Below are 25,056 nucleotides of genomic sequence, written 5' to 3'. Positions count from 1 at the left end.
ATCACCTCGATTTCTTGCCTAACCAGCTCATCATCCGTCCCGTATTCCCCTTCTCCTTGCGGTGAGAGAAAAACAAATCGGCGCGACAGCTTGTACACCATGAAGATATTTCGATGCGACTCGGCATAATTCCTGCTTTTATCATAAGTTGTCGGTTCAAATGTTTCAAGTCCAGCTGCGCTCGTTCTCCTATTGCGTTAGGTTGAACGATCGGATTGGCTTCAGTCGCCCCCTCCGGCAGCCCTAGAGAAGCCAGCAGAGGACGAATATGCCGCAACACGGACTCGTCCACCTCGTAACAGCAGCTTCCGATCGCAGGACCGATAGCCGCCCTGACGTTGGCAGGGTCGGAGCCGAACGCCTCCGTCATTTTCTCCACCGTTCTAACGGCTATTTCAGCTACGGTTCCCTTCCAGCCTGCATGGGCCAAGCCCAGTGCCCCCGTAACGGGGTCATGAAAATATAAAGGCACGCAGTCCGCGAAAAACATCGCAAGCAAGACGTCCGACTCCGCAGTCACAAGAGCGTCCGTATCCGGAATCGCGTTTTCCCGGTTGTCTCTCCCCCGCCCTACATCCTCGGCCGTCACAACGTGAACGTCGTTTCCGTGAATCTGCTCGGCGCATGTGAAAGCTTCGAATTTCCAGTTTAGCGCGCTTGCGATCGCCGAGCGATGGCGGATGACCTTCTCGGGATCGTCGCCTACATGCAGTGCCGCATTCCCTGCATGCCTTGTCGTGAATCCTGCAGTAATCCGCTCTCCCTCGCCCCATGTACTGAATGTCAGCAGCGAGGCAGACCGATCATCTTCGTTAGGTAATTGAAATGGCTCCAATCCCCTCACCTCCGCTTCCCAGTTTACCATAGCCGGAACGCAATCGGAAGAAAGCGCCTCCGCCCCGCTATCTTCCCGAATGCTGCTCTCCGTCCTCCAGCCGGTACACCTTGGCGTCGTCCAGTCGGACGAGTACCACATCGGTCCCGATTTTAACGATATTCCGCCAAGGGATCACGACGTCTTGGCCTCCCCCGAACATCCCGAACAGCCGGGTTGAGGTCGGCACCACAATAGAATCGATGCGGCCCTGCCGCAAATCCAGCTCCAGATCGCTGACTTGCCCCAGCTTTTTGCCATCCACGATATTAATGACGTCCTTCGTCTGAAAATCGGATATTTTCATCCCCGCTCCTCCGTCCGACCGGGCATTTGTACCCTGTTCTTTAATATATGATCGGTTCGGAAAAAATGTACGGTTTGTTCAGTCGTCGTTAAGCTGTTTAGCACTTACGGCCATTATCCCCTTCGCTCAGTTCTCCTAGTTGATTGTCTATCCGCTTTTCCCTGGGGCCATTATCCCGTTGGCTCAGAACGAGTCCCGCTCTCTTAATCAACTAAAAATGCACTTTAAAATGTTTTTCCTCTTGTAAAAATACATATTTTAGCATAAAATAAAAGAGAACAAATGTTCCTATTCGGGTGGTGGTCGACATGGAAAACAGCCTCACTTTCGAGCAATTTTGCGATTACTTCAACAAGGAATCAACTTGCATCGACGCCCTATTCGCCAGTAGATGGCCAGAGGGTTTTCGATGTCCTCGCTGCCAGCATGCGGGTTACTATTTCATTCGCACCCGAACGCTTCCTTTATACGAATGCCAATCTTGCCGTGCGCAAACCTCCATTATTGCCGGCACGATAATGGAGGGCAGCAGGACACCGCTGCGCTTATGGTTCCAGGCTCTATTTCTGCATGCCCAGCCGAACGGGATTAGCGCTCTTCGCCTGTCAACCCTGATTGGCACAACCTACAAAACCGCCTGGCTGATGTGTCACAAAATACGTCATGCGATGTCGTCCGCCGACTCTAAGGTGCTGCTGAGCGGAATCGTTCGCATTAATTGCGGCGTCTACGGCCGGCCCTACAACCCCACCATCTTTAGGCATCCGCAGGAGCAGCCTCTGTTGATTGGCGCCTCGCTGGACAACGAGCATCAAGTAACGCATCTGAAAATCAAACAAGTTTCAGATCGTCACCTTGTTCACGATCGCGTAACTCCATTAGGCAGCCGCCTCTTTATCCGGGATCATGTCAGCCCGGAAACCAAGGATATCGACACCGTCCTGCTGAAATTTAGTCGAAATCGGCACAGGCAGCTAATCCAAATCGGAGAACAAGCGTCTGCTTGGATGAACTACATCTTTAGCGGTATTGGTCCAAAGCACTTGCAGTCCTATCTGGATCAGTTCTGCTTCAATGTGAACCTCCGGTTTCACCCTTACTGCTTTAATGTATTACTCACATATTGCGCCTCTTTTCCCACCCTGACATACCCTCAGCTAACGGGTCGAATGGATCTTTCGGCTCAAAGGAGAATAACCTACCACGAGTACCTTAGAAGCGCCTAAAGCAATCTCCGCCTGCGTCATTTATCTGCCAAACAAATGGAGGACTGCTTATTTACTTCCTTAAACCTATGCCAAAATAATGAAGCGATTCCTCAACTCACCGACACGTATTCGCTTTAGCTTCTTATCCATCTAAAAGGAAAAGCTACCTATCTGATTTCTCTAAAGCGGCTGACTTTTAAGCTGTTAAAAACCTCACCTCAGTGAGTTTTTCTGCTTCGATCGGAAGCTAATCCGAGCAAGCCCATGCGCTCAGGAAGCCCCGACTGAAGGTTTCAGATACTTGATTTGCAACGCAGCCGCATATTTACGTCCTGAACGAACGGGATAACGGCCGTAAGACTGCAAAACGGGAGAGTAGATTGAAGGAATGAGGTAGAGAAGGGGCGACGGGAAGGGGGGGGGGACAGGGAGCGGCTAAACTGAGCGAGTGGGATAATGGCCCAAAGGAGGATGGCACAGGGGATTCCGGGACAATGCCAAAGGGGATGAGCAACTCATCCCCTTTGGTGCTGCAATTATGCTGTTGTCTAGGTTTTCACGTGCTTTTGCATTTGCTGAATTGCCGACTTTTCGAGCCGTGAAACCTGAGCTTGAGAGATTCCGATTTCGTCGGCCACTTCCATCTGCGTTTTGCCTTCGAAAAATCGCATGGACAAGATCATTTTTTCACGATCGTTTAGCTTCCGCATCGCTTCGCGTAAAGCAATCTCCTCTATCCACTGGATATCCTTGTTCCGCTCGTCGCTAATCTGATCCATGACGAATATAGGGTCCCCTCCGTCATGATAGATCGGCTCGAACAACGATACAGGATCTTGAATGGCATCCAATGCAAAGACAATATCTTCCTTGGATACGTTCAACACTTCGGAGATTTCCAGGATGGTCGGTTCCCTGGAATGCTGGTTGGTCAATTGATCCCTGACCTGCAATGCTTTGTAGGCGATATCACGCAAGCTTCTGGATACGCGAATCGGGTTGTTGTCACGTAGGTAGCGACGAATTTCCCCGATAATCATCGGCACGGCATACGTGGAAAAACGAACATTTTGGCTCAGATCGAAGTTGTCAATCGCCTTCATTAATCCGATACATCCGACTTGAAACAGATCATCCACGAATTCTCCGCGATTGTTGAACCGCTGAATAACGCTTAACACGAGACGCAGGTTTCCGTTTACTAATTTTTCCCTGGCGGATATTTCTCCTTGGGTTTGCAGAGCGAGAAATAACTCCCTCATTTCGGTATTGGTGAGAACGGGCAGCTTAGAGGTGTCCACTCCACAAATCTCCACTTTGTTACGGGTCAAGGCAATTCCTCCCGGGGAGCAGCGTTATTGTAAAGTATCTCCGGGAAGGGGGTTTTTATTCCAACGTTCGAGAACCCCGAATTTTCTTATAATTCTAAACCATTTTGTTGAATTCCTTACGCAGCCGTTTGATAATGCGCTTTTCCAGCCGAGAAATGTAGGATTGTGAAATCCCAAGAAGATCCGCGACATCCTTCTGCGTCTTCTCTTCACCATCGGCGAGACCGAACCGTAATTCCATAATTGTTCGCTCACGCTCGCTTAACTTGTCTAACGCCTTATGAAGCAATTTGCGGTCGACCTGCTCCTCGATATTGCGGTAAATCGTATCATTCTCTGTTCCAAGCACATCTGACAGAAGCAATTCATTGCCATCCCAATCGATATTGAGCGGCTCATCGAAGGAAACCTCGGTCCTCGTCTTGCTGTTCCTTCTTAGGTACATGAGAATCTCGTTTTCAATGCATCTGGAGGCATAGGTAGCAAGCTTGATCTTTTTGTCCGGATCAAACGTGTTGACTGCTTTAATAAGTCCGATCGCCCCGATCGATACCAAATCCTCGATATGAATGCCTGTGTTTTCAAACTTGCGGGCGATATAGACGACTAGACGCAAGTTCCGTTCAATCAGCATAGCCCGAATCGCGGCATCTCCCGTGGACAGCCGCTCCAGCAGGTATTCCTCCTCTTCTCTGCTGAGCGGCGGCGGCAATGCTTCGCTGCCGCCAATGTAATACACTTCCTCGCTCTTCCAGCCGAACCAGAATAACAGGCGATAAAACGATAGCTGGGACCTCAATTTCAAGTTAACGAACATTACGGCTAACCTCCTGTCACGCAGGTTGAGATGGAGCCGACGACGAGGCAGAGTCGGCCTGGGCCATATCCGGATGGATGATAGCCCGATAAGTTCCTTCGGATGACAAAGTGCCTCCATCTAAACCAATGAGCACACGACTGACCTGAATTGGAGGATGACCATCCCGCAGCAGCGTTACGCTGTCCGGCTTAATCGCCAGCATCAGCTTGCTGGAGCCGTTGACTGCCCGGTAAGGGACCAATCGCAAACGGCTTGCCCATTCGAAGGGCTCCGGCGAACCGACGTCAAGCTCGGAGATCAGCCGGTCTGGCGGCTCATCCTTTAACCGCTTAACCCATCCTGCAGGCAATTGCTCTTCCCAGACACTCGACTCCACGATCATGACGGGAATTCGTGTCAAAGGATCGTACAATCGATTTCCGGTATCGAGCAATGCCTTCATCGTCCATCTTCCGTCACCGATATGAATTTCGATTCGCCAGAATAATTGTTCCAACTCTTGTCTCTTGCGACTAGTTGCGGCAGCGCTTCGAAACATCCATATCGAGATCAGAAGAGCAACAACAAATAAGCTTAGCTGCATCTGCCACTCTAGAATTAATCCCCCATTTTCCGAATACGATATTGCCCCCCAAGGAGAATCTGCCGAGCGTAGCAAGAAGGACAGGCCTATGACACCGCCAAGCGTCGCAAAATTAACTACGTAGAAAGCGGTAAAGACGCGAATATACTTCAACGGACCTCCGTAACCGAATGCTAGCAGCACCATAAGAACAGAGACGAATATTTTAACTCCGAAGGAGTATAGGTAGGGAATATTCGCCCAGAACATCATTGCCGCATAAAGAGCCCCAAGCAAAGCGGCTCCAAACAGTCGCGTTCGGGTTGGTCTTAGATGTCTGACCTTGGCGGTTGTCATTAGTACGGTGCTGTCAACGGCCAAATTGGTTAAAAACACAAGATCGACGTATACGGTCATGGCGGGAGTCTCCCCCATCCTTCATCGCCTGAAGCTTGGATATCGGGATATGCAGGCCGGGACGGATGAACCCAGTATAGCCGCTTTCGATTTCGGAGTCTGTCTAATCTTGCCGAGCTTCAAAGCCTTTTTTTGTCGATGAGAACAACAAAAAACCCCAGCTCCACAATGTAGTGAAACCGAGGTCTAAGCTTGCTTTAATGATTATGCCGTCTAGCGGTCGCCGCGAGGCCGATTGCGTAAGAAGGCCGGAATATCCAACTGATCGTTAGAGACGCCGGAGTTGCCGAACGGGCGAAGGTTGTTCGTCTGGCGCGGTTCGGCAGTGCCGGACTGCTCCTGTTGAGGCTGCGGCGCAGATGCAGCCGGGCTCACCGAACGGCGTGCTGGGCCTTTGTGCTCAAATCCCGTCGCGATAACGGTAACCTTAATCTCGTCCTTCAAGTTATCGTCGATAATCGCTCCGAAAATCATGTTCACTTCCGGGTCGGATGCGGCAATGACGATTTCCGCCGCTTCATTGACCTCGTATAGGCTCAAATTCGAGCCGCCAGTGATGTTCATTATGACGCCGCGTGCACCCTCGATCGATGTCTCAAGAAGAGGGCTCATGATCGCTTTGCGAGCGGCTTCCATGGCCCGATTCTCACCGGAAGCTTGTCCAATCCCCATTAGAGCGGAGCCGCGTTCGGACATGATTGTCTTGACATCGGCGAAGTCGAGATTGATCAGTCCAGGTACGGCAATCAAGTCGGAAATGCCTTGAACCGCTTGCCTAAGGACGTTATCCGCTTCGCGGAACGCCTCCAGCATCGGCGTCTTCTTGTCGACAATCTCCAACAGTCTATCGTTAGGAATAACGATAAGCGTATCGACTTTCTCTTTGAGAGCCTCGATTCCCAATTCCGCTTGCGTGGAACGCTTGCGGCCTTCGAATGTAAAAGGACGGGTAACGACGCCTACCGTCAGCGCGCCGCACTCCTTGGCCAGCTCTGCAATGACAGGAGCTGCCCCTGTCCCGGTACCGCCACCCATACCTGCAGTGACGAACACCATATCCGCTGAACGCAGCGAATTCGTAATGAATTCTCGCGATTCTTCAGCAGCTTTCTTTCCCACGTCAGGATTGGCTCCGGCTCCAAGCCCCCTTGTAAGCTTGTCCCCGATCTGCAGCTTCTGCTCGGATTTCGTAAGATGCAAAGCCTGCGCATCCGTATTAACGGTAATAAATTCGACGCCCTTGACGCCGTTTTCGATCATCCTGTTCACAGCGTTGCTGCCGCCGCCACCAACTCCGATGACCTTTATTTTCGCAAGTGGTTCCAATTCAAAATCAAACTCCAACATAATTTGCTTACTCCTCCTTGCTTCGCTTGAATGGTTCTCTCCTAAGCGGCGGCTTAAATAAATTCTTTAAACATGTTTTTGAACCATTCAACTATGCCAGGCTTAGGTGCCGCAACCGTGCCGCTAGCCGTTGTCGCCTTAGCTTTAGGAGCACGTTTGGGTCCGACTGCGCCGCGCGTTCGAACGTATTTCGTGACATATTGAATCATGCCGACACCGCTGCTGAAGGAGGGATCACGGACTCCGATATAATCCGGAACGGCGATTCTGACGTTGGATTCCAATTCGATCTGAGCCAGCGGCAGAACGCTTGGCAAAGAAACCGATCCGCCCGTCAGAACGTAACCGTTAATCTTGTCATGATATCCGAGTCTCTTCACTTCTTGCCGTATCATTTGAAAAATTTCTTGCATGCGAGGCTCTATGATGTTCGCGAGGTCAAATTGAGAAAACTCCTTCTCCATGTTGCTCCCGACGCGCATCACCTTAAACTTCTGGTCCTCCGCCGCATCGTCAATTCGCGCGCAGCCGTATTTCAGCTTGATTTTCTCCGCGTGCTCCGTCTGCGTCTTCAAGCCGTAGCAAATATCGCTCGTGACGTAGTCTCCGCCGATCGGAAGCGTAGAGACGGCCGACAGGCTGCCGCCCTCGAAAATCGCCAAAGTGGTGGAACCCGCTCCGATGTCCGCAAGCACGGTTCCCATCTGCTTCTCGTCTTTGGTCAGCGCCATCATTCCCGACGCCAGAGACATCAAGATAAGACCGGATATTTTCAATCCTGCCTTCTCGACACAGCGCATCAGATTATGCACTGCCGCTTTCGTTCCGGTTATGATCGTACATTCGACTTCAAGCCGAACGCCGATCATGCCTCGCGGATCTTGAATGCCTGCAAGACCGTCTACTAAAAATTGCTTGGGTACGAGTCCGATGATCTCGCGTTCAGGCGGCAAAGCGACGACCTTGGCCGCTTGCAGCACGCGCTCGATATCTTCTTCCCCGATTTCCCTGTCTTCATTGGAAACTGCAACGACTCCGTGATTGGTCTGCAATGCAATATGATTGCCGGATATTCCGACATAAACTTCGCTGATACCGATACCGACCATGCGTTCGGCATGATCGACGGCATTGCGGATGGACTGCACGGTTTGGTCAATATCGACAATGGCGCCTTTACGAATTCCGTCTGAATCCGCGGAACCGACGCCAATGATGTTAATGGCCCCGTTGCTGATCTCCCCGATAATCACCCGAATTTTCGAAGTTCCGATATCCAGGCTGACGATGAGGTCGTTGTTGCTCAACCGGTGGCACCTCCCGTAGATCGATGAAAATAGCTGCGTACAAGGGATGCATCCTCTATGTATTCCACATTCGCGGGACTTTCCCTCTTTTTTCAACAATATTTTTAATTAGTACTTGTTGGATGAACATCAAGCTTTGTGAATGTTACCTCAATCACCCATAAATGAAATTCTAGCATTCTTTTTATGTATTGAGTAGGGCCCTTTTCCTTAAGTTTATCGGCTTACTGGGGCTCTTCTGTAACATTTTCCGCCGAATAAGACGAATAATAGTCCGCTTCCAACATTGTTATCCTGCCCGGCTCGCGGTTTTGCACGATATCGCTCAGATACGCAATTTTATCTTCCAATAGATGAATCGCGGTAGTGACCTCGAAGCGAGAACGCGTAAACAGCTTGATTCGGTCCGGGAAGGAGGTCGATGGATCCGGATGAATTTCCGACAAATCTGCCAGAAGGTAATTGGGAAGACTGACCAACACGCTGCACAGAAGTGTAAGGTTGGCATCTCCCGGCTGCCAGCCGGACAGGATCGGCTTATCCAGCAGCTTGCCTTCAGGCATCGGAAACAGGAGGCCGTTGGCCAGAACTGCCGACATTTTGCCGTCCGCCGCCAGTTGCACCGCAACCTGAGGATACTCCTTCACCTCGACGCGAAGCACGCCGGGAAAGTTCTTGGTAATCTGGACGCTCTCTATCGGCTTTAGCGATTCAAGGCGCGCCTTCAGCTTCCCGGTTCCGGGAAAAAAGAAGGAATCGCCAGGAGAAACCCCGAGCTCCCGAATGACCTCCTCGCGGCTGACGAATTCTGTGCCCTCCACTCGAATCTCGGATATTTCGGACAGAGAGGACCGAAAGAACAGCACGATCAAAACGATGACCGCAAGAGCGATGACGAGTCTCAGCAGCTTCTTCCCGCGCCTGGTTCTGGGCGCCTCCGCTTCTCTCTTCAACGCAGGTATTCTCTCGCTCACGAATGTCCCTCCCGTCGGCGTCAATCGCCTGCTTGTCCTATAAACTTTAGTAAAAAGCCCCGCAGCGGAAAAGACTTCTGCCGCAGGGGACCGTCACCGTTAGCTGTAAACCTTGCTCTTGTGAACCTCTCGGGTGATGCTGCCGCCAATCTTGCGGAACATCTCCTCGATTCGATCATATCCACGATCAATGTGATGAACCTGCTCTACTATTGTGCGGCCTTGCGCCGCCAGTCCGGCTACGACAAGCGCCGCTCCCGCCCGAAGATCCGTCGCTTCCACAGTCGTGCCGAAAAGCTGCGGAACCCCCCGGATGAACGCATGGTTCAGATCAACCCTCACGTCGGCCCCCATGCGGCACAATTCCTCCACATGTTTGAATCGGCCTTCGAATACCGTTTCCTTCAGCACACTGACACCGTCTGCCAAAGCCAGCAAGGTCATGACCTGAGCCTGCATGTCGGTCGGAAATGCCGGGTAAGGCGACGTGACGATGCGATCAACGGCCAGCGGCCTCTTAAATGCACCGACACTCATTATATCATTGCCAACCTCGATTTGAACACCTGCGCGCCTTAGGACGTGAATAAGCGATGTGAGGTGCGCGGGCTGCGTATTCTCAAGCGTGACCTCTCCCCTCGTGGCCGCGGCTGCAACCATGACGGTTCCGGTCACGATCCGATCGGGGATAACTTGAAAATCGCATCCGTAGAGCCGCTCGACTCCATCAACCGTAATCGTGTCCGTTCCGGCTCCGCTCACTTGCGCGCCCATTCGATTGAGGAAAGACTGCAAATCTTGAATTTCCGGCTCTCTGGCCGCACCGATAATCGTCGATTTTCCACGGGCCAGCACAGCCGCCATCATAATATTTTCCGTCGCCCCGACGCTGGGAAAATCCAAGCTGATCTCGGCTCCGTGCAGACGGCGGGCGGAACAGACGATCCTGCTTCCCTTCTCTTCGATCCTCGCACCCAGTGCAGCCAAGCCGCGCAGATGCAAATCGATCTTTCTCTCCCCGATCGCGCAGCCTCCGGGCTGATAAAGCTGTACTTCTCCGAATCTCGCAAGAAGAGGCCCCATCAGAAATACCGAGGAACGCATTTTGCGCATCAGCGTTTCCGGAATGTGAGAGGATGTCGCAACTGCCGTCTCCACGGTCACCACCGTATCCTGATGCCGGGCTTTGCACCCGAGATCCCGCAAAATGTCCAGCATGACCTCGATATCTAGAAGCCTCGGGACGTTGCGAATCTTCACCTCTCCCTCCGCAAGCAAGCTGGCGGCAAGTATCGGCAAAGCGGCATTTTTGGCTCCATGGATACGGACGGTGCCCGAAAGCGGATAGCCGCCTTCAATCACCAGATTGTCCAAGGGTTTCACCTCCGGGTTACCGCTCACCCATCAAGAGAACCTCCGGCACAAGCGATATTCCATAGGTTTGTTCGATGATTTGCTGCACTCTCCTGATTAAGGCAAGGACGTCCTCAGCCTTAGCGCCGCCGTGGTTAACGATAAAATTGGCGTGCAGTTGGGAAACTTCGGCCGCTCCTTCTCGCAGCCCTTTCAAGCCTGCCGCCTCGATCAGCCTTGCGGCGTGGTCGTTCGGCGGATTGCGAAAGACGCTGCCCGCGCAAGCCATCTGCAGCGGTTGGGTACGACGCCGGCGATCCTTATACGTGGCCATTGCCGCCGCAATCTCCTTGCGGTCCCCATGTTCGAGCTTAAACACCGCACGGGTAATAATTCCCCGCCGTTCTTGCAGAATGGAATGGCGATAGGAAAACTTCATTTCCTCGTTTCCCAGCACTTCCAGCTTCCCATCCTCCCACACGACGCTAGCGGACTGTAAGATACGTGAAATGTCGGAGCCGTGAGCTCCGGCGTTCATATAGACGGCACCGCCTACCGAGCCTGGAATTCCTCCCGCATACTCCAGTCCGGTTAGCCCCTCCTTGCCGGCCATGACGGACAGCTTGATGAACGAATAAGATGCTCCCGCGCTCACCCTATCGCCATCGAACCGCACCTCATCGAAGCCCTCGCCGAGCTTGATGACTGCCCCTCGGACTCCCTTGTCTGACACCAGCGTATTGGACCCCCGGCCCAGCACGGTCCATGGCACTCCATGGCGAGCGCATAGGCGCAAGGCTGCTTCAAGCTCCTCATCGCTTGTCGGAATAATCAGCAAATCCGCCGGTCCGCCGATTTTCCAGGTCGTATGCCTGGACAACGGTTCTCTCAAGCGTATTTCTCCGATTCCCGCTTGCTCCAGCTCAGCAACCAACTGCTGCATGACAATATCCTCCCTACGTCCTTCGGGGCTGCGCGTTGCCGTCGTATCCTGAACTCTCGGGTCGACAGTCACGATCACGCTGTATCTTATGACGGCTGGGCAGGGGTGGTGACAAACGCCCATTGGCAATCCTTCCGAAGAAGCTCGTTTATCTTTTGCGTTGCAAGCCAACGATCTGATCATAAATGATGGCAGCCGACTCTGGCATACCGAGATTACGAGAAGATTCGGACATGGCATCCCTACGCGTCCGATCTCCCATGATCGAGTCAATACCGGCGAACAGCGCCTCTCCGCTCAACTCACGCTCAAGAATCATGTTCGCGGCCCCGGCATTCATCAGGCTTCTGGCATTCGCCTCCTGATGGTTGTTCGTGACATTCGGCGACGGAACAAGAAGCGACGGCAATCCGAGAGACGTCACCTCCGCCAGGAAGGAAGCTCCTGCGCGGCCCACGTACAAAGACGATGCCGCCAATACGTCGGGCATGTTGCCGATGTAGGGCAGCACCTTGACCCGGTCCGTACCCTCGCGAAGTTCTCTTCTTACCGCATCCTCAGCATCCTTGTAAAATCTTTCTCCCGTCACGAATACAAAATGAACCTCCGGGAGCTTCTTGAGCAAAGGCAGCATTCGAACAAACGCGTCGTTAAGCGCTCTTGCTCCGCCGCTGCCCCCCACGATCAGCACAAAGGGCGTACCCGGCTTCATGCCCAAGGATTCATAACCCTGACGTCCGTCTGCATGCAGCACGCGAGTCGCGCAAGGATTGCCTGCGTAAACGACGTTCGAACAATTCTTGAAATGGCTGGCGGATTCGGCGAAGCTGACTGCGACTCCGTCCACATAGCGGCTAAGAAACTTATTGGTGAGTCCAGGCACGACATTCTGCTCGTGAATCAGTGTCGGAATGCCCAGACGCGAGGCCGCGTATACGACGGGACCGCAGACATACCCGCCCGTACCCACGACGACATCCGGCTTGAACTGACGAAGCAGCTCCTTGGAGCGACGTACCCCTTTAAGAAATCGCATGACGGTTTTCACATTCTCCAGCGATAGGGAACGTCTGAAACCGGTAATCGTTATATTTTCGAACGCAATGCCCTGCTCCGGCACGATTCGGCCTTCCAAGCCGCGACTCGTCCCGATATAAAGCAATGACGAGCCCGGTTGTCTCTCCGATACTTCGCGGCCTATGGCCAGCGCGGGGTAGATGTGTCCCCCGGTACCTCCTCCGGTTAACACGACACGCATGAAAGTCACCTCGAATAACGGGATAAATTCAATAAAATGCCCAAAGCTGTAAGAAGTAGCGTAAGCGACGAGCCTCCGTAGCTCACGAGCGGCAGCGTAACTCCCGTAACCGGAAGCAGACCTATAACGACGCCGATATTGATCAGCACCTGTACGGCAAAAATGCCGACAATGCCTGTCGCAAGGAAGCTGCCAAAAGGATCGGTAAGCGTAATGGCCGTTCTCATGCCTCGCCAGATAAGAAGCAAGAACAACATAATGAGCAAGGAGCCCCCGATAAATCCGAGCTCTTCCGCCAATATGGAAAAAATAAAGTCCGTCTGCGGCTCCGGCAAATAATTGTATTTCTGACGGCTCATCCCCAATCCGAGTCCGACGAGCCCTCCCGGTCCGATCGCATACAGCGACTGGATCGATTGGTAGCCGGCGCCCTGCGGGTCTTGCCAGGGATCCAGAAACGCCGTAATCCGCTGCAAGCGATAGGGCGCAGCCGCAATAAGGCCCACCAGGCCCGCAACGCCCAGCATGCCGAGTCCGGCCAGGTGAGACAGCTTGGCGCCCGCAACGTAAATCGCGAGCAGACAGGCTCCGATCATGACGGTTCCGGTGCCCAGATCCGGCTGCAGCATGATGAGGGCGAAAGCCGCCCCCAATATGCCGAGAGGCGGCAGCAAACCTTTGGAGAAATGCGTGAGCTGGCTTTGGCGTTCCGACAGCAGCTTGGCGATAAAAAATACCATAGCCAGCTTCATGAATTCGGACGGCTGAATGCCGAAGGATCCGATGCCCAGCCAGCTGCGGGCTCCGCCCCGGACAACGCCCAGCCCGGGAATCAGCACGACGACGAGCAACCCGAAGCAAACCAGCAGCGCCGGCAAGGCCCATTTGCGCCAGAACGTATACTCCACGTTCATCATGACGAACATGGAAACAATTCCGAGGGCGGCGAAGATCAACTGCCTTTTGACATAATAATAAGAATCCCCGTAATCATGAAAAGCCGCTACAGCGCTGGCGCTGTATACCATAACAACGCCGATGGCAAGTATGCCGAGCGTTGCGGCGATCATCCATACATCGGGTACGGAACGGGATTTGGCCATGAACCGGACACCTCACGAATCGCAAGAGTGGGGACATGCCCCCTCTTACAACGTATGCGCCGATTGCTTAAAAATGCGGCCTCGAACCTCATAGGAAGGGAACATGTCCCAGCTCGCGCAAGCAGGAGACAGAAGCACGATGTCTCCCGGCTCGGCCATAGCTGCAGCTTCCCGTACGGCTTGACGAAGCGTTTGTTCGGCGTCCTCTACAGGTTCGACGATTTTCACGTTCGCTAAACCGGACAGCTCCGCTACGCGTCCGATCTTCCTTCTTGTCTCCCCAATCGCAGCCAGCCCTTTCAGACGGTCGCGAAATACGGGGAGAAGCTCCATGTAATCCGAGCCCCGATCCAGGCCTCCCGCAATCAGGATAAGCGGGGAGGGAAGCGATAAAATCGACATCGTCGTGGCCATCGGATTGGTTGCTTTGGAGTCGTTATAGAACTTCACGCCGCCATAGGCTCCAATATATTCCAGACGATGCTCCACGCCGCGGAACGCGCGCAAAGGCTCGGCAAGCAGCTCGGGCTCGGCCCCTGCGGCCAGCGCAATCGCAATGGCGGCCAGGGCGTTGGCCGCATTGTGCCGGCCCGGAATGCCCAGCTCGTCTACGCGCAGAATACGCTGCTCCTTGCCCTGACCGTCCCGGCTGACGATCCAGCGCTCTGCTTCCTCGTCCTCTTCACCGTCCGTCGGACGGATTTCCGCATACGGAGGAACGATCATCACGCCCGTCTCCAGCATCTGCGTAACCGAGAACGGAAACGCGCGCCCGTTAAACGATTCCGCCAAGCGCCGACAAGTTTCGTCGTCCCTATTGTAGATCGCCACGTCCTCGGCGGTCTGATTCTTGAACAGTTTCGCCTTCGACCCGACATAATCCTCCATCGTGCCGTGATAGTCAAGATGAGTCTCGGCGATATTGAGCAAGCAAGCGATGCGCGGACGAAAGTCCGACGTTCCCTTCAGCTGAAAGCTGCTCAATTCGGCAACCAGCCAGCCGTCCTCCGCAATCTCTCCGGCGGCCTCGCTCAGCGGACGCCCGATATTGCCCGCCACAAGCGGCTTGAGACCGGCTGCCTCCAGCAGGACGCCGGTCAGCGTCGTCGTCGTGGTCTTGCCGTTGGAGCCGGTAATCCCGATGATAGGCGCAGGAGACAAAAGGCCGGCAACCTCAACCTCGCTCACCACTTCGACGCCCAACCGCAGCGCTTCGGCGATCGGCGGGGCCGAATACGGAATTCCCGGGTTTTTGACAAGCAGAGCCGTCTGTTCCGTAACAAGCCCGTCCGGATGATGGCCGCACACAACAGAAATGCCCAAAGCCGCCAGTTCATCGGCTTCGGGGCATTGATCCCGCTCCTTTTTGTCATTCACAACGACGTGCGCGCCTACGCCGTGAAACAGCTTGGCGGCGGCCACGCCGCTCCTGGCCAAGCCGAGAACGACGACCGGCCGTCCCCGGTAGTTTGTCAACTGCATCATTTCATCTTCTGCCCCTTAATCTTTAATCGCTCAGCTTGTTTTGAACAGCAACAGCCCGGCGCCCGCCAACAGCAGGCCGACGAACCAGAACGTCGTGACTACGCGCCACTCCGACCATCCCGACAATTCGAAGTGATGGTGAATGGGACTCATCTTGAATACCCGCTTGCCGCGAGTCTTAAACGATGCCACCTGGATAATAACAGAGAGCATCTCCAGAACGAACACGCCCCCGATGACAACCAGCAGCAGCTCCGTCTTCGTCAGAATCGCGACGGCGGCGATACCGCCTCCCAGCCCCAGCGATCCCGTATCTCCCATGAATATTTTGGCGGGATGCGCATTGTAGACGAGAAAGCCGAGCACCGCGCCGACGACGGCCGCGCTGAACACTGCCGATTGCGGCTGCGTAGCTTCTACGGCGATGACGGCAAATGCGCCGAAAGCCAAGGCGCTTGTCCCGGCCAACAGTCCATCCAGCCCGTCAGTAAAATTGACGGCATTCGTCGCGCCCAGGAACATGACCACGACGAGCGCATAATACGCCCAGCCGAGATCGATCGACCAATCGGTACCGGGAACGCCTACGACCGTACTATGATCCATTCGATATAGTATAAAGCAAAATACGCCGGAAAAAAGCAGTTGTCCAAAAAGCTTCTGCTTGGCCGTCAAGCCAAGCGAGCGCTTGAATGCAATTTTGATATAATCATCCAAAAATCCGACGAGACCGAAGCCCAGACACGCCGTCAGAAGCGCCCAGTATTGCAGCCCTCCGTCCGCGAATCTCAGAAACGCCAACGTAAGGGCGACGAGAATAATAATACCGCCCATCGTCGGCGTTCCCGACTTCTTGAGATGGGATTCGGGTCCGTCGACGCGAACCTGCTGACCGAATTTGAGTCTGCGCAGCAGTGGAATGAACAGGGGGCCGAACAAGACCGCAAGGACGAACGATACGCCCAGCGTCCAAAGTACCGATGTGTAATCCATGCCGTTATCCCCTGCCCCCTTTCTGCAGCTCCGTTACGATTTCTTCCATTTTCATACCCCTCGATGCCTTGACGAGAACCAGATCTTCCCCGTCCAACTGTTCTAGCAATGCTTTCGCAAGCGCGGACTTGTCTGTGAAATGCCGCACTTGTCCATCGTCATAATTCGCGCTCGCTTCTTCCCATGTATGGCGCGACAGCGAGCCGTACAGCAGCACGCCCCCTGCCTTCGAAGCGTCCAAATATCGGCCTATCCCGCCATGCAGTCCCGCCTCGGAATCGCCGAGCTCCAGCATGTCGCCGAGCACGACCCACTTGCGCCGATAGCCGGTCAGACCGGCGACCAGATCGATTGCCGCGCGAACGGAGGTCGGACTCGCGTTGTAGGCGTCGTTCAGAATGACCGCCCCGTTCCAGGCGGCGCTGCGTTCGATCCGCATGCCGGTCACCTTCGCCTGCTTGAGTCCGGTCGCAATCCCTTCCTGGGACACGCCGAGCAGCCGTCCCACCGCAATGGCAGCCATCGCGTTGATCGCGTTGTGCCGACCCGGAATCGGCAGCTCATAGGCCGTCTCCGTCTGTCCGGCCGCCGTAAATTGCGTGCCATCCGCCGTAACGCGAATATATCGCGCAACCCAGTCGTTGCCCGTATTTTCCCCGAAGGTCACTCGCCTTGTGCCCTCAGGCAGCTTGAGCGCAGCCAATTCCTCGGCAATTAGCGGCTCGTCGCCGCAATACACAAGCACGCCCTCCGGCTGTAGCCCGTCGGCAATCTCCAGCTTGGCCTTGGCGATATTCCTGCGCGTGCCGAGCTGAAGCAGATGGGACTCCCCAATGTTCGTAATGACCGCGATATCCGGCTGGGCCATTCGCGAAAGCAAGGAAATCTCTCCGAAGCCGCTCATGCCCATCTCCAGCACCAGCACCTCCGTATTCGCCGGGGCGCTGAGTATCGTTAAGGGCAATCCGATATGATTATTGTAATTTCCTTCGGTCTTATGTACAAGATATCTTGTCATCAGCACCGAGGAGATCAGATCCTTCGTCGTTGTCTTGCCGTTGCTGCCGGTAACCGCTACTATCCGTGCCGATAGAACGGCGTCCAGATAGCTTGTCGCCAGTCTCTGTAAAGCGGCTAGCGTATCCTTCACGAGAAGGAGCGGCAGCTCGACTTCCGGAAGCGGAACGGATCGATCCCACAGAGCCGCATAAGCTCCGGCATCCTTCGCCGCCTGAATATATTCGTGGCCGTCGAAGCGTTCGCCCCTCAAGGGAACGAACAGCTGTCCCTCGCGAATGCTGCGGGTATCGGTCGACACGCCGGTCAGCCGCAAGCCGTCGTCTTCGGAACCGCCGCCGATCCTCTCCGCTCCGCACCATTCGGCCAACTCGCGAACTGTTGCCTGTATCACTGCATTCGACTCCTTATCGCTTCTTTCGCCACGAGGCGATCATCGAAATCATGCGTGACTCCGCCGATCAGCTGATACGTCTCATGGCCTTTCCCCGCAATCAATACTACATCTCCGGGGCTTGCCATTTCAACCGCTTTTTCAATTGCCGCCCGCCTATTGGGCTCCAGCTCGTATCGGTCCCCGGACACTCCCGCTTCGCTTAAACCGACCTGAATATCCCGCAGAATAAGCAGCGGGTCCTCCGTCCGCGGATTGTCGCTTGTCACGATGATGCGATCGGCGAGCTCCGCCGCGATCCGCCCCATGATCGGGCGCTTCTTGGCATCGCGATCGCCGCCGCAGCCGAACACGCAGATGACACTGCCCTGCGTAAGCTCCCTGACCGTGCGCAGCACGTTCTCCAGGCCGTCCGGAGTATGCGCGTAGTCCACGATTACCGCGTACGGCTGACCCGCATCCACAGGCTCCACGCGCCCCGGCACGCCGGCGATGTCCTTCAGGCTGGAGAGCGCGTCGTCGAGGGCAATGCCTTCGCAGACCGCTGCCCCCAACGCAGCAAGCGCATTATAAACATTGAACTTGCCGACAAGCCTCAGCTCAACCTCGCGGCTGCCCAAGTGGGAATCCAGCCTGAAGGACGTTCCTCCCGAGGTAATCCGCACTTCGGAAGCCCGCAGGTCCGCGTTATTCTCGATTCCGTACGTGAGCACCTCGGCCGCGGTCAGCTTGGCAAAACGGGGAGACACCGCATCGTCTGCATTCAGGACGGCATACTTCCGCTCTGCGGGATCATCGGCATACGCGTTGCCCAGGCGGGAGAAGAACAGCCCCTTCGCCGCCTCGTACGCCTCCATCGTGCCGTGATAGTCGAGATGGTCTTGGGTAAGGTTCGTGAAGATCGCGGTACGGAAGTCGCAGCCTTTCACACGGCCCTGGTCCAGCGCGTGGGAGGAAACCTCCATCACGCAGCGCTCCGTCCCCGCATCCACCATTCCGTTTAAAATCCGCTGCAGCTCCAGCACGTCGGGAGTCGTTCCCGACATCGGGTAGCTTTTTCCCCCGTAACGGGTCTCGATCGTTCCGATAACTCCCGCGGACACGCCCGCATCCGCCCAGATTCTCTCGACCAGATAGGTCGTCGTCGTTTTGCCGTTGGTGCCCGTCACTCCGATCGGTCTCAGCTTACTGGAAGGCCGGCCGTAATAGTAATCCGAGAGAATCGCCAAGGCATGGCGCGTGTCCTGCACGATGAGCTGGGGGGCGCCTATCGGCAGCTCCCGGCTTGTCACCAGGGCTGCCGCTCCTGCGGCGATCGCCTGCTCCGCGTAATCGTGACCGTCGACGGTGTGTCCCGGCAGACAGAAAAACAAACAGCCCGACCGAACCTTGCGCGAATCCGCCTCCAGGCTATGTATGCTCGCTTCGGAATCTCCAACGATCCGGGAGATAAGAAGTTGTTCGGACAGTTCTCGTAAATTCATAGATTAACGGCCTCCTGACGTTCGGTTATGCAATGTACACTCATTATGGTCCAACGAAGGCCCTTCATTCAAGAGGATTGGAAAAGTTTAATCCGCAGCGCCAAGGTAGATGCGGATGACCGAGCCCTGCTCGACCCTCGAACCGGCGACCGGCGCTTGCCGTACGACCGTCGTACCGCTCCCTGACGAAGCCAGCTGAAAGTTCGAGTTCATGTCCTCGTAAATGTCCGACACCGTTTTGCCCACGAGATTAGGCACAGTAACCGTACGAGGCTCGCCGCTGCCGAACTTGTACTCCTTCTCCACTTGAACGGTTCGCGGCTTCACCCCCAAATACGGCAAGGCGTCCGCCATAATATTCCGCACGATCGGCGCCGCCACCACGCCGCCGAACTGTATGCCCTGAGGGTTGTCGACCGCCACATAGACGACAAGCTGCGGATCGTCCGCCGGCGCGAAGCCGATAAAGGAGACGATGTGCTCATCATTGGAATAGCGGCCGTTGACGACCTTCTGAGCCGTCCCCGTCTTGCCGCCGACCCGATAGCCGTTCAGAAAGGCTTTCCCCCCGGTTCCTTGGGCCACCACCTTCTCCAGCGCTTCCCTGACCTTTTTCGAGGTTTCAGGAGAGATGACCTGCCTGACCACCTGCGGCTTCGTCTCCTCCAGAAGAATGCCCGTTTCCGGCTGCACCCAGGATTTGGAGACAAACGGCTTGTAGAGCTTGCCCCCGTTGATGGCTGCGGACACCGCCGTAATCTGCTGGATGGGAGTCACGGAGACGCCTTGCCCGAATGCGGTCGTCGCCAGCTCGACCGGACCGACCCGACTAAGCTTGAAGAGAATGCCGTTCTCCTCTCCCTTCAAGTCAATGCCCGTCTTTCTTCCGAAGCCGAAGTCCTGAATATAGGAAAAAAGCTTCTCCTTGCCCAGTCGGTTGCCTAACGCCACGAACCCCGGGTTGCAGGAATTTTCCACAACCTCCAGGAAGGTTTGACTGCCGTGTCCGCCTTTCTTCCAGCATCTGAGCTTGGCCCCCGCAACCTCGACGAAGCCGGGATCGTAGAAATGCTCGTGCTCCAGGTTGACCTTGCCTTCCTCAATGGCGGCAGCGAGCGTGATGATCTTGAAGGTTGACCCCGGCTCGTATGTCATCCAGATCGGCAAATTCCGGTTGTACACCTGCGGAGGCGTCTCCTGGTACTTATCCGGCTGGAACGTCGGGCGGCTGCCCATCGCATAGATTTCCCCCGTATTCGGGTTCATCGCGATGGCGATGACGCTGTTCGCCTGATATTGCAGCATCGCTTGATCGAGTTCCCTCTCCACGACCGATTGAATGGTCTGGTCGATCGTCAGCTGGAGAGACAGGCCGTCCTGCGGCGGCACGTAGTTGTCGGAGGACTGCGGCATTTTCCTGCCCGCCGCATCGGACAAATAGGAGACGCTGCCCCTTAAACCCGTAAGCCGCTGATCGTATTGAAGCTCAAGTCCCGTCAAGCCCTGGTTGTAGCTTCCCGTAAAGCCCAGCACGTGCGCGGCCAGGCTCCCGTAAGGATAATATCGCTTGTTGTCTTCGGATACGACGATTCCCGGCAGGCCGAGATTCCGAATCTCCTGCGCCTTTTCCGTCGTCATCTTGCGGCCGCCGGGCTTAAGCTCTACGCTGGAAGCCCGCTTCGACAGCAAAGCGAACAAGGCGTCCTCATTCATCCCCAGCAGCCCGGACAGCTTCTTCGCGGTTTCCCGCTTCTCTGTAATCTGTACCGGAATCGCATATACCGTCGGCGAACTAATATTGTAAGCAAGCCTCGTGCCGTTGCGGTCGAGAATATCCCCCCGCTTAGCCTCGAACGGGATATTGCGCCTCCAGGAATCCTCGGCCTTCTTCGTGATTTCCCCGCCGATCAGCAGTTGCACATAGCCCAGCCTCAGCACTAAACCTGCGAAAGCGATGACGGCGCAGACCATTAAAATATAGAGTCTTTTGCGAACCGTCACCTGAGAAATCTTCATAAAGAAAAAACCCCCTCCACCGGGAACGTCTGCAAGGCTTTCGCCTAGTTCCAGACTATTCCCGGAGCAAGCGGGTTAGAACAAGCCCTCATTCCTCTTCGCCGGCGTCCCCGTCGGGATCCTCGGCCTGAGGGGACGGCGGAGCGGGTTCCCCTTGCGGGGAGAGGGTCAGCTGCAGCGTCCATTTGTCTCCTACCTTCACCGCCTTCTGGGCGATGACATACCCTTGGCCTTCGACCGTGGCGGTCACCTGAAGCAGCGAGCACATCTCCAGCGCGTCGCGCAGCGACAATCCCGTCAAATCGGGAACGTTGCCCTTCTTCGTGTCCGTGAGAAAATAAATCCGCTGGGACGTCGGCAGCACGCTGCCGCCCTTCGGCAGCTGCTGCAAAACCTTGTTCCCCTTACCCAGCACTCCGTACGGAAAGGAGTGCTGCTTAAGCAGATCGCGCGCCTGAGTCACGGTCATGCCGGTCACGTCCGGCACCCTAGCCGTCAAATCCCCGCTTTCTACCTTCTTCTCGGAGTCGGCCGCCTTTGCTTTCTCTTCCTCGTCCAGCTCCGGCTGGACACCCAGCTTCTGCAGCGATTTGATCATGATCTCCTTGAAGATCGGACCGGCGACCGAGCCGCCCCCGGCATTGTCGATCTTCGGTTCGTCGACGACGACGTACAGCACGACCTTAGGGTTCTCGACCGGCGCGTATCCGATAAAGGATACGACATATTTGTTTTTGGCGTAGCCGCCTTTATCGTCCTTCGTAACCTTTTGCGCCGTCCCCGTTTTTCCGGCAATCCGGTATCCCGGCGTGTACACGATTTTCCCCGTTCCGATATCCCGATCGCTTACGACCGTCTCCAGATACTCGCCGACTTTGCGCGATGTTTCCGGGGAGATTACCTGACGGACAAGCTTCGGCTCTATGACGACCTTCTCGCCGGTATTCGGATCGCTGATCGACTTGACGGTATGCGGCTGCATCAGTCTGCCGCCGTTCGCCACCGCCGCGACCGCCGCAACCTGCTGAATAGGCGTAACCAGCACCTTCCCTTGACCGAACGTCGCGGTCGCCACCTCGGAAGGCCAATCGAGGCTGTAAGGCAGCGACACCTCGTTGGGCAGATCGATCCCCGTCTTCTGACCGAAGCCGAAATCGTTAATGTATTTGATCAGACGCTCCTTGCCCAGCATCTGATAGCCCAGCTTTACGAAGGCGACGTTGCTGGAATGCTTCAGACCTTCCAAATAAGTAATCATGCCGTTCTCGCCCCAGCCGACCCCGTTATTGTGGTCCTTGATCGGCCTGTCCTTCTTGCTGTACTCGATGGAGCCGGACTTGTAATAAGCATTCGGATCGAACAGGCCTTCCTCCACCGCGCCCGCGAGCGTAACGATCTTGAACGTCGAGCCGGGCTCATATACCGATTGGATTGAATTGTCACGGAACGACGCCTGATCCTGCGCCTTTTCCCAATACGTGTTCGGGTTGAAGTCCGGCAAGCTGGCCATACCGAGAATTTCCATCGTGTTCGGGTCGGCCGCGATGGCCGTAATGCTGATCGGCTTGTATTTCTCGTAACCCGCCCGCAGCGCCTCTTCGATATAGAACTGAATGTCCCGGTCAATCGTTAGCGTGACGTTCTTCCCGTCCACCGCTTGTTTGTATTCCACCTCTCCGTTCGGAAGCTGCGTTCTCGCCCCGTCCCTCTGATACTTGATGTATCCCGACGATCCGCTCAGCTGCTCATTCAGCTTTTTCTCCAGGCCCAGAATCGCAATTCCGTCCTTGTCCTCGTAACCGAGTATATGAGAGGCGAGCGAGCCGTTCGGATAATAGCGCTTCTGCTCTTCTTTAAAGTACAGGCCGACGTCCGTCTTGATGCCCGTCAGCCCGCGAATTTCGTCCCGGAATTCAGACAAGCGGTCCTTCACCGCCTTGTCCACCTTCCAGCCGTCGGGACGAATTTCCCTCTGCTGCAGGTATTCCCCGTTTTCCTTCTTCGCCGTGATCATCTCTCTCAGCTTGCTTTCCGATGTTCCCAGCACCTCATGCAGCTTGGAGACGATCTTGTCGGCAAGCTGCCACTCGGGATGCTTCGCTTCCAGCTCCGAGATCAGCTTCGGATTGACGGCAATCGTATACGCAGCCGCGTCCGCCGCGAGCACATTGCCCTCCCGGTCCAGCAGCATTCCGCGATCTTGCCGGATGGTCTCGCTCGTGTTCCATATTTTCATCGCTTGCTCGGTCCAGAAGTCGGCCTTCACGACTTGAACCCAATATACGCGAATGATCAAACCGACAAAAAGGAGGGTGAATAGCCCTCCCGCCAACAGCGTTCTTAGTTTGATTCTTTGTGTCATCGCATGGCCCTCTTTATTCCGCGCCGTCTTTCGACTTCAGCGCCACGGCCTTCTGCTCGTCTTTCGAAGCGACAATGCTGTTGCCCTCGATCGGAACATAGCCCCGCTCCTGAGCGATCTTCTTGATGCGATTCGGGTCCTTCATTCGCTCCACCTCAGCCTGAAGCTCCTTGGTCTGCTCGGTCGCTTGATTGAACGCCTTGGTCGTCTCTTGAAGCTGTCCGTTGATCTGATAGATTTGCGCATAGCGGAAAATAATGAGTCCGGCGACAAACACGACGACCCCAATCGCCAGCAAATACAAAAGCTTCTCGCCAATCGGGATGGATCGTCTGCGCGCGACTTTCTGGGTGACCGTCTGGTTTCTTACATTCTTTTTGACCTGTTGCTCTTCTTTGGGCTCCGGACGAAGCGCCAAGTTACCGTAGTATGCCATGTATGACTTGTGCCCCTCTCAGTAGGTTCTATATCAGTCTCGGGGTTACCCGAGCTTCTCAGCGATTCTTAATTTGGAGGAACGAGCGCGAGGATTGACCTCAAGCTCTTCCTCCGTCGGCAGGATCGGCTTGCGCGGCGTTAATCTCAAGCGTCCGTCTCCCCCTCCGCATACGCATACGGGAAAGTCCGTCGGACAGGTGCACCGGGCAACCTCCTTGGCAAAGGCCGTCTTGCATATCCGGTCCTCTAGAGAATGGAAAGTGATGACCGCTGCGCGCCCTCCCGGACGCAAGCAATCGATCGATTGCGCGAGGGCTTCTTCGAAGGCCCCCAGCTCGTCGTTCACCGCAATGCGTAGCGCCTGAAACGACCGCTTCGCGGGATGCGGTCCCGTACGTCTCGTCGCCGCCGGAATCGAGCTCTTGATCAGCTCAGCCAGTTGGCCCGTTGTCTCGATGGGGGTCTTCTCCCTGGCTTTGACGATATTGGCGGCAATCTTGCGCGCAAACTTCTCTTCCCCGTAGTCCCGGAGAATGTCCGCGAGCTCCCGCTCTTCCCATCCGTTCACGATTTCCTTGGCCGTGAGCGCCTGCTCGCGATCCATCCGCATATCCAGCTCGGCATCGTGATTGTAGCTGAACCCGCGATCCGCCTCGTCCAGCTGCGGGCTGGACACGCCCAGGTCGAACAAGATGCCGTCGACTTGCGGGACGCCGTCCCGTTCGGGCACGCCTGCGCTCTTCAGCGCCATTTTCAGGTACCGGAAATTGCTTTTCACTAAAGTAACTATGTCGCCGAATCGAGCCAGCCGGATACGCGCATTCGCAAGCGCGGCATCGTCCTGATCGAGCGCGATCAACCTGCCCTCGGGCCCGAGCCTAGACGCGATAAGCTCGCTATGCCCGGCGCCGCCCAGCGTACAGTCCACATAGATGCCGTCCGGCCGGACGTTCAGCCCTTCTACGGATTGTTCCTTTAACACGGTTACATGGTGAAACATAGCTGAAGCCTCCCGGTACCCGTACAATGGGCCCGTCTTTCTCTTTTATGTAGGGTAAGGATG

General features: G+C 55.4%; 21 protein-coding genes. 1 reads left to right on the top strand and 20 read right to left on the bottom strand.

Going from position 1 to position 25,056, the window contains the following annotated elements:
• Position 1 precedes the first annotated feature (1 nt).
• On the bottom strand, positions 2–844 hold the full coding sequence (gene pgeF / locus ACFO1S_RS19595) for a peptidoglycan editing factor PgeF (RefSeq protein WP_378127392.1): 843 nt from the start codon (positions 842–844) through the stop codon (positions 2–4).
• A 58-nt stretch (positions 845–902) separates the two neighbouring features.
• Positions 903–1,181: a YlmC/YmxH family sporulation protein gene (locus ACFO1S_RS19590; RefSeq protein ID WP_204601249.1), complete on the bottom strand. Its 279-nt coding sequence runs from the start codon at positions 1,179–1,181 to the stop codon at positions 903–905.
• A 308-nt stretch (positions 1,182–1,489) separates the two neighbouring features.
• Here ACFO1S_RS19590 and ACFO1S_RS19585 point away from each other — a divergent pair, with 308 nt between their 5' ends.
• Positions 1,490–2,407: a transposase gene (locus ACFO1S_RS19585; RefSeq protein ID WP_204601248.1), complete on the top strand. Its 918-nt coding sequence runs from the start codon at positions 1,490–1,492 to the stop codon at positions 2,405–2,407.
• Positions 2,408–2,937: 530 nt separating this feature from the next.
• Here the strand turns inward: ACFO1S_RS19585 and sigG are convergent.
• The 18 genes from sigG to rsmH form a co-directional block, all read right to left on the bottom strand.
• Positions 2,938–3,720, bottom strand: coding sequence for an RNA polymerase sporulation sigma factor SigG (sigG, locus tag ACFO1S_RS19580; protein ID WP_204601247.1), 783 nt, complete (start codon positions 3,718–3,720; stop codon positions 2,938–2,940).
• A 94-nt stretch (positions 3,721–3,814) separates the two neighbouring features.
• Complete coding sequence (gene sigE, locus ACFO1S_RS19575; protein ID WP_169279871.1) at positions 3,815–4,537, bottom strand: RNA polymerase sporulation sigma factor SigE; 723 nt, start codon at positions 4,535–4,537, stop codon at positions 3,815–3,817.
• Between the two features lie 16 nt (positions 4,538–4,553).
• A complete protein-coding gene (gene spoIIGA / locus ACFO1S_RS19570; RefSeq protein WP_204601246.1) occupies positions 4,554–5,519 on the bottom strand; it encodes a sigma-E processing peptidase SpoIIGA in 966 nt (321 codons plus the stop codon).
• A 213-nt stretch (positions 5,520–5,732) separates the two neighbouring features.
• A complete protein-coding gene (gene ftsZ, locus ACFO1S_RS19565; protein WP_204601245.1) occupies positions 5,733–6,866 on the bottom strand; it encodes a cell division protein FtsZ in 1,134 nt (377 codons plus the stop codon).
• A 53-nt stretch (positions 6,867–6,919) separates the two neighbouring features.
• Complete coding sequence (gene ftsA, locus ACFO1S_RS19560) at positions 6,920–8,173, bottom strand: cell division protein FtsA (protein ID WP_204601244.1); 1,254 nt, start codon at positions 8,171–8,173, stop codon at positions 6,920–6,922.
• 224 nt (positions 8,174–8,397) lie between these two features.
• Positions 8,398–9,147: a cell division protein FtsQ/DivIB gene (locus ACFO1S_RS19555; RefSeq protein ID WP_204601243.1), complete on the bottom strand. Its 750-nt coding sequence runs from the start codon at positions 9,145–9,147 to the stop codon at positions 8,398–8,400.
• A 99-nt stretch (positions 9,148–9,246) separates the two neighbouring features.
• Positions 9,247–10,521: a UDP-N-acetylglucosamine 1-carboxyvinyltransferase gene (murA, locus tag ACFO1S_RS19550; protein WP_204601242.1), complete on the bottom strand. Its 1,275-nt coding sequence runs from the start codon at positions 10,519–10,521 to the stop codon at positions 9,247–9,249.
• A gap of 16 nt (positions 10,522–10,537) precedes the next feature.
• The gene (murB, locus tag ACFO1S_RS19545; protein ID WP_204601241.1) at positions 10,538–11,443 is read right to left on the bottom strand and encodes a UDP-N-acetylmuramate dehydrogenase; all 906 of its coding nucleotides are present in this window, start codon (positions 11,441–11,443) and stop codon (positions 10,538–10,540) included.
• A 148-nt stretch (positions 11,444–11,591) separates the two neighbouring features.
• Positions 11,592–12,701: an undecaprenyldiphospho-muramoylpentapeptide beta-N-acetylglucosaminyltransferase gene (gene murG, locus ACFO1S_RS19540; protein ID WP_204601240.1), complete on the bottom strand. Its 1,110-nt coding sequence runs from the start codon at positions 12,699–12,701 to the stop codon at positions 11,592–11,594.
• A gap of 5 nt (positions 12,702–12,706) precedes the next feature.
• Complete coding sequence (gene spoVE, locus ACFO1S_RS19535) at positions 12,707–13,804, bottom strand: stage V sporulation protein E (RefSeq protein WP_204601239.1); 1,098 nt, start codon at positions 13,802–13,804, stop codon at positions 12,707–12,709.
• Positions 13,805–13,849: 45 nt separating this feature from the next.
• Positions 13,850–15,289 carry a UDP-N-acetylmuramoyl-L-alanine--D-glutamate ligase gene (gene murD / locus ACFO1S_RS19530; protein ID WP_204601238.1) on the bottom strand — a complete coding sequence of 480 codons (1,440 nt, stop codon included), beginning with the start codon at positions 15,287–15,289 and terminating at the stop codon, positions 13,850–13,852.
• Positions 15,290–15,319: 30 nt separating this feature from the next.
• Positions 15,320–16,282, bottom strand: coding sequence for a phospho-N-acetylmuramoyl-pentapeptide-transferase (mraY, locus tag ACFO1S_RS19525; protein WP_204601237.1), 963 nt, complete (start codon positions 16,280–16,282; stop codon positions 15,320–15,322).
• A gap of 4 nt (positions 16,283–16,286) precedes the next feature.
• Complete coding sequence (locus ACFO1S_RS19520) at positions 16,287–17,693, bottom strand: UDP-N-acetylmuramoyl-tripeptide--D-alanyl-D-alanine ligase (protein WP_204601236.1); 1,407 nt, start codon at positions 17,691–17,693, stop codon at positions 16,287–16,289.
• The gene (locus ACFO1S_RS19515) at positions 17,690–19,177 is read right to left on the bottom strand and encodes a UDP-N-acetylmuramoyl-L-alanyl-D-glutamate--2,6-diaminopimelate ligase (protein WP_204601235.1); all 1,488 of its coding nucleotides are present in this window, start codon (positions 19,175–19,177) and stop codon (positions 17,690–17,692) included. Before ACFO1S_RS19515 ends, ACFO1S_RS19520 begins: the two co-directional genes overlap by 4 nt.
• 87 nt (positions 19,178–19,264) lie before the next feature.
• Positions 19,265–21,193, bottom strand: coding sequence for a stage V sporulation protein D (locus ACFO1S_RS19510; protein ID WP_204601234.1), 1,929 nt, complete (start codon positions 21,191–21,193; stop codon positions 19,265–19,267).
• 88 nt (positions 21,194–21,281) lie between these two features.
• Entirely contained in the window at positions 21,282–23,555 is a 2,274-nt protein-coding gene (locus tag ACFO1S_RS19505) for a penicillin-binding transpeptidase domain-containing protein (protein ID WP_204601233.1), read from the bottom strand.
• Between the two features lie 13 nt (positions 23,556–23,568).
• Complete coding sequence (gene ftsL / locus ACFO1S_RS19500; protein ID WP_204601232.1) at positions 23,569–23,991, bottom strand: cell division protein FtsL; 423 nt, start codon at positions 23,989–23,991, stop codon at positions 23,569–23,571.
• Between the two features lie 45 nt (positions 23,992–24,036).
• A complete protein-coding gene (rsmH, locus tag ACFO1S_RS19495; RefSeq protein WP_204601231.1) occupies positions 24,037–24,993 on the bottom strand; it encodes a 16S rRNA (cytosine(1402)-N(4))-methyltransferase RsmH in 957 nt (318 codons plus the stop codon).
• Between the last annotated feature and the right edge of the window lie 63 nt (positions 24,994–25,056).

The sequence above is a fragment of the Cohnella boryungensis genome (genome assembly GCF_042651945.1).
GTDB classification, from domain to species: Bacteria; Bacillota; Bacilli; order Paenibacillales; family Paenibacillaceae; genus Cohnella; species Cohnella boryungensis.
Note: the sequence above shows the minus strand (reverse complement) of the source record. Positions and strands in the feature narration are given on the sequence as shown.

Excerpts from the sequence above, each read along its gene's own strand:
- ACFO1S_RS19590 (WP_204601249.1), bottom strand. The coding sequence starts at position 1,181 with ATGAAAATATCCGATTTTCAGACGAAGGACGTCATTAATATCGTGGAT.
- ACFO1S_RS19585 (WP_204601248.1), top strand. The coding sequence starts at position 1,490 with ATGGAAAACAGCCTCACTTTCGAGCAATTTTGCGATTACTTCAACAAG.
- sigE (WP_169279871.1), bottom strand. The coding sequence starts at position 4,537 with ATGTTCGTTAACTTGAAATTGAGGTCCCAGCTATCGTTTTATCGCCTG.
- spoIIGA (WP_204601246.1), bottom strand. The coding sequence starts at position 5,519 with ATGACCGTATACGTCGATCTTGTGTTTTTAACCAATTTGGCCGTTGAC.
- ftsZ (WP_204601245.1), bottom strand. The coding sequence starts at position 6,866 with ATGTTGGAGTTTGATTTTGAATTGGAACCACTTGCGAAAATAAAGGTC.
- murB (WP_204601241.1), bottom strand. The coding sequence starts at position 11,443 with ATGCAGCAGTTGGTTGCTGAGCTGGAGCAAGCGGGAATCGGAGAAATA.
- murG (WP_204601240.1), bottom strand. The coding sequence starts at position 12,701 with ATGCGTGTCGTGTTAACCGGAGGAGGTACCGGGGGACACATCTACCCC.
- spoVE (WP_204601239.1), bottom strand. The coding sequence starts at position 13,804 with ATGGCCAAATCCCGTTCCGTACCCGATGTATGGATGATCGCCGCAACG.
- murD (WP_204601238.1), bottom strand. The coding sequence starts at position 15,289 with ATGATGCAGTTGACAAACTACCGGGGACGGCCGGTCGTCGTTCTCGGC.
- mraY (WP_204601237.1), bottom strand. The coding sequence starts at position 16,282 with ATGGATTACACATCGGTACTTTGGACGCTGGGCGTATCGTTCGTCCTT.
- ACFO1S_RS19515 (WP_204601235.1), bottom strand. The coding sequence starts at position 19,177 with ATGAATTTACGAGAACTGTCCGAACAACTTCTTATCTCCCGGATCGTT.
- ACFO1S_RS19510 (WP_204601234.1), bottom strand. The coding sequence starts at position 21,193 with ATGAAGATTTCTCAGGTGACGGTTCGCAAAAGACTCTATATTTTAATG.
- ACFO1S_RS19505 (WP_204601233.1), bottom strand. The coding sequence starts at position 23,555 with ATGACACAAAGAATCAAACTAAGAACGCTGTTGGCGGGAGGGCTATTC.
- ftsL (WP_204601232.1), bottom strand. The coding sequence starts at position 23,991 with ATGGCATACTACGGTAACTTGGCGCTTCGTCCGGAGCCCAAAGAAGAG.
- rsmH (WP_204601231.1), bottom strand. The coding sequence starts at position 24,993 with ATGTTTCACCATGTAACCGTGTTAAAGGAACAATCCGTAGAAGGGCTG.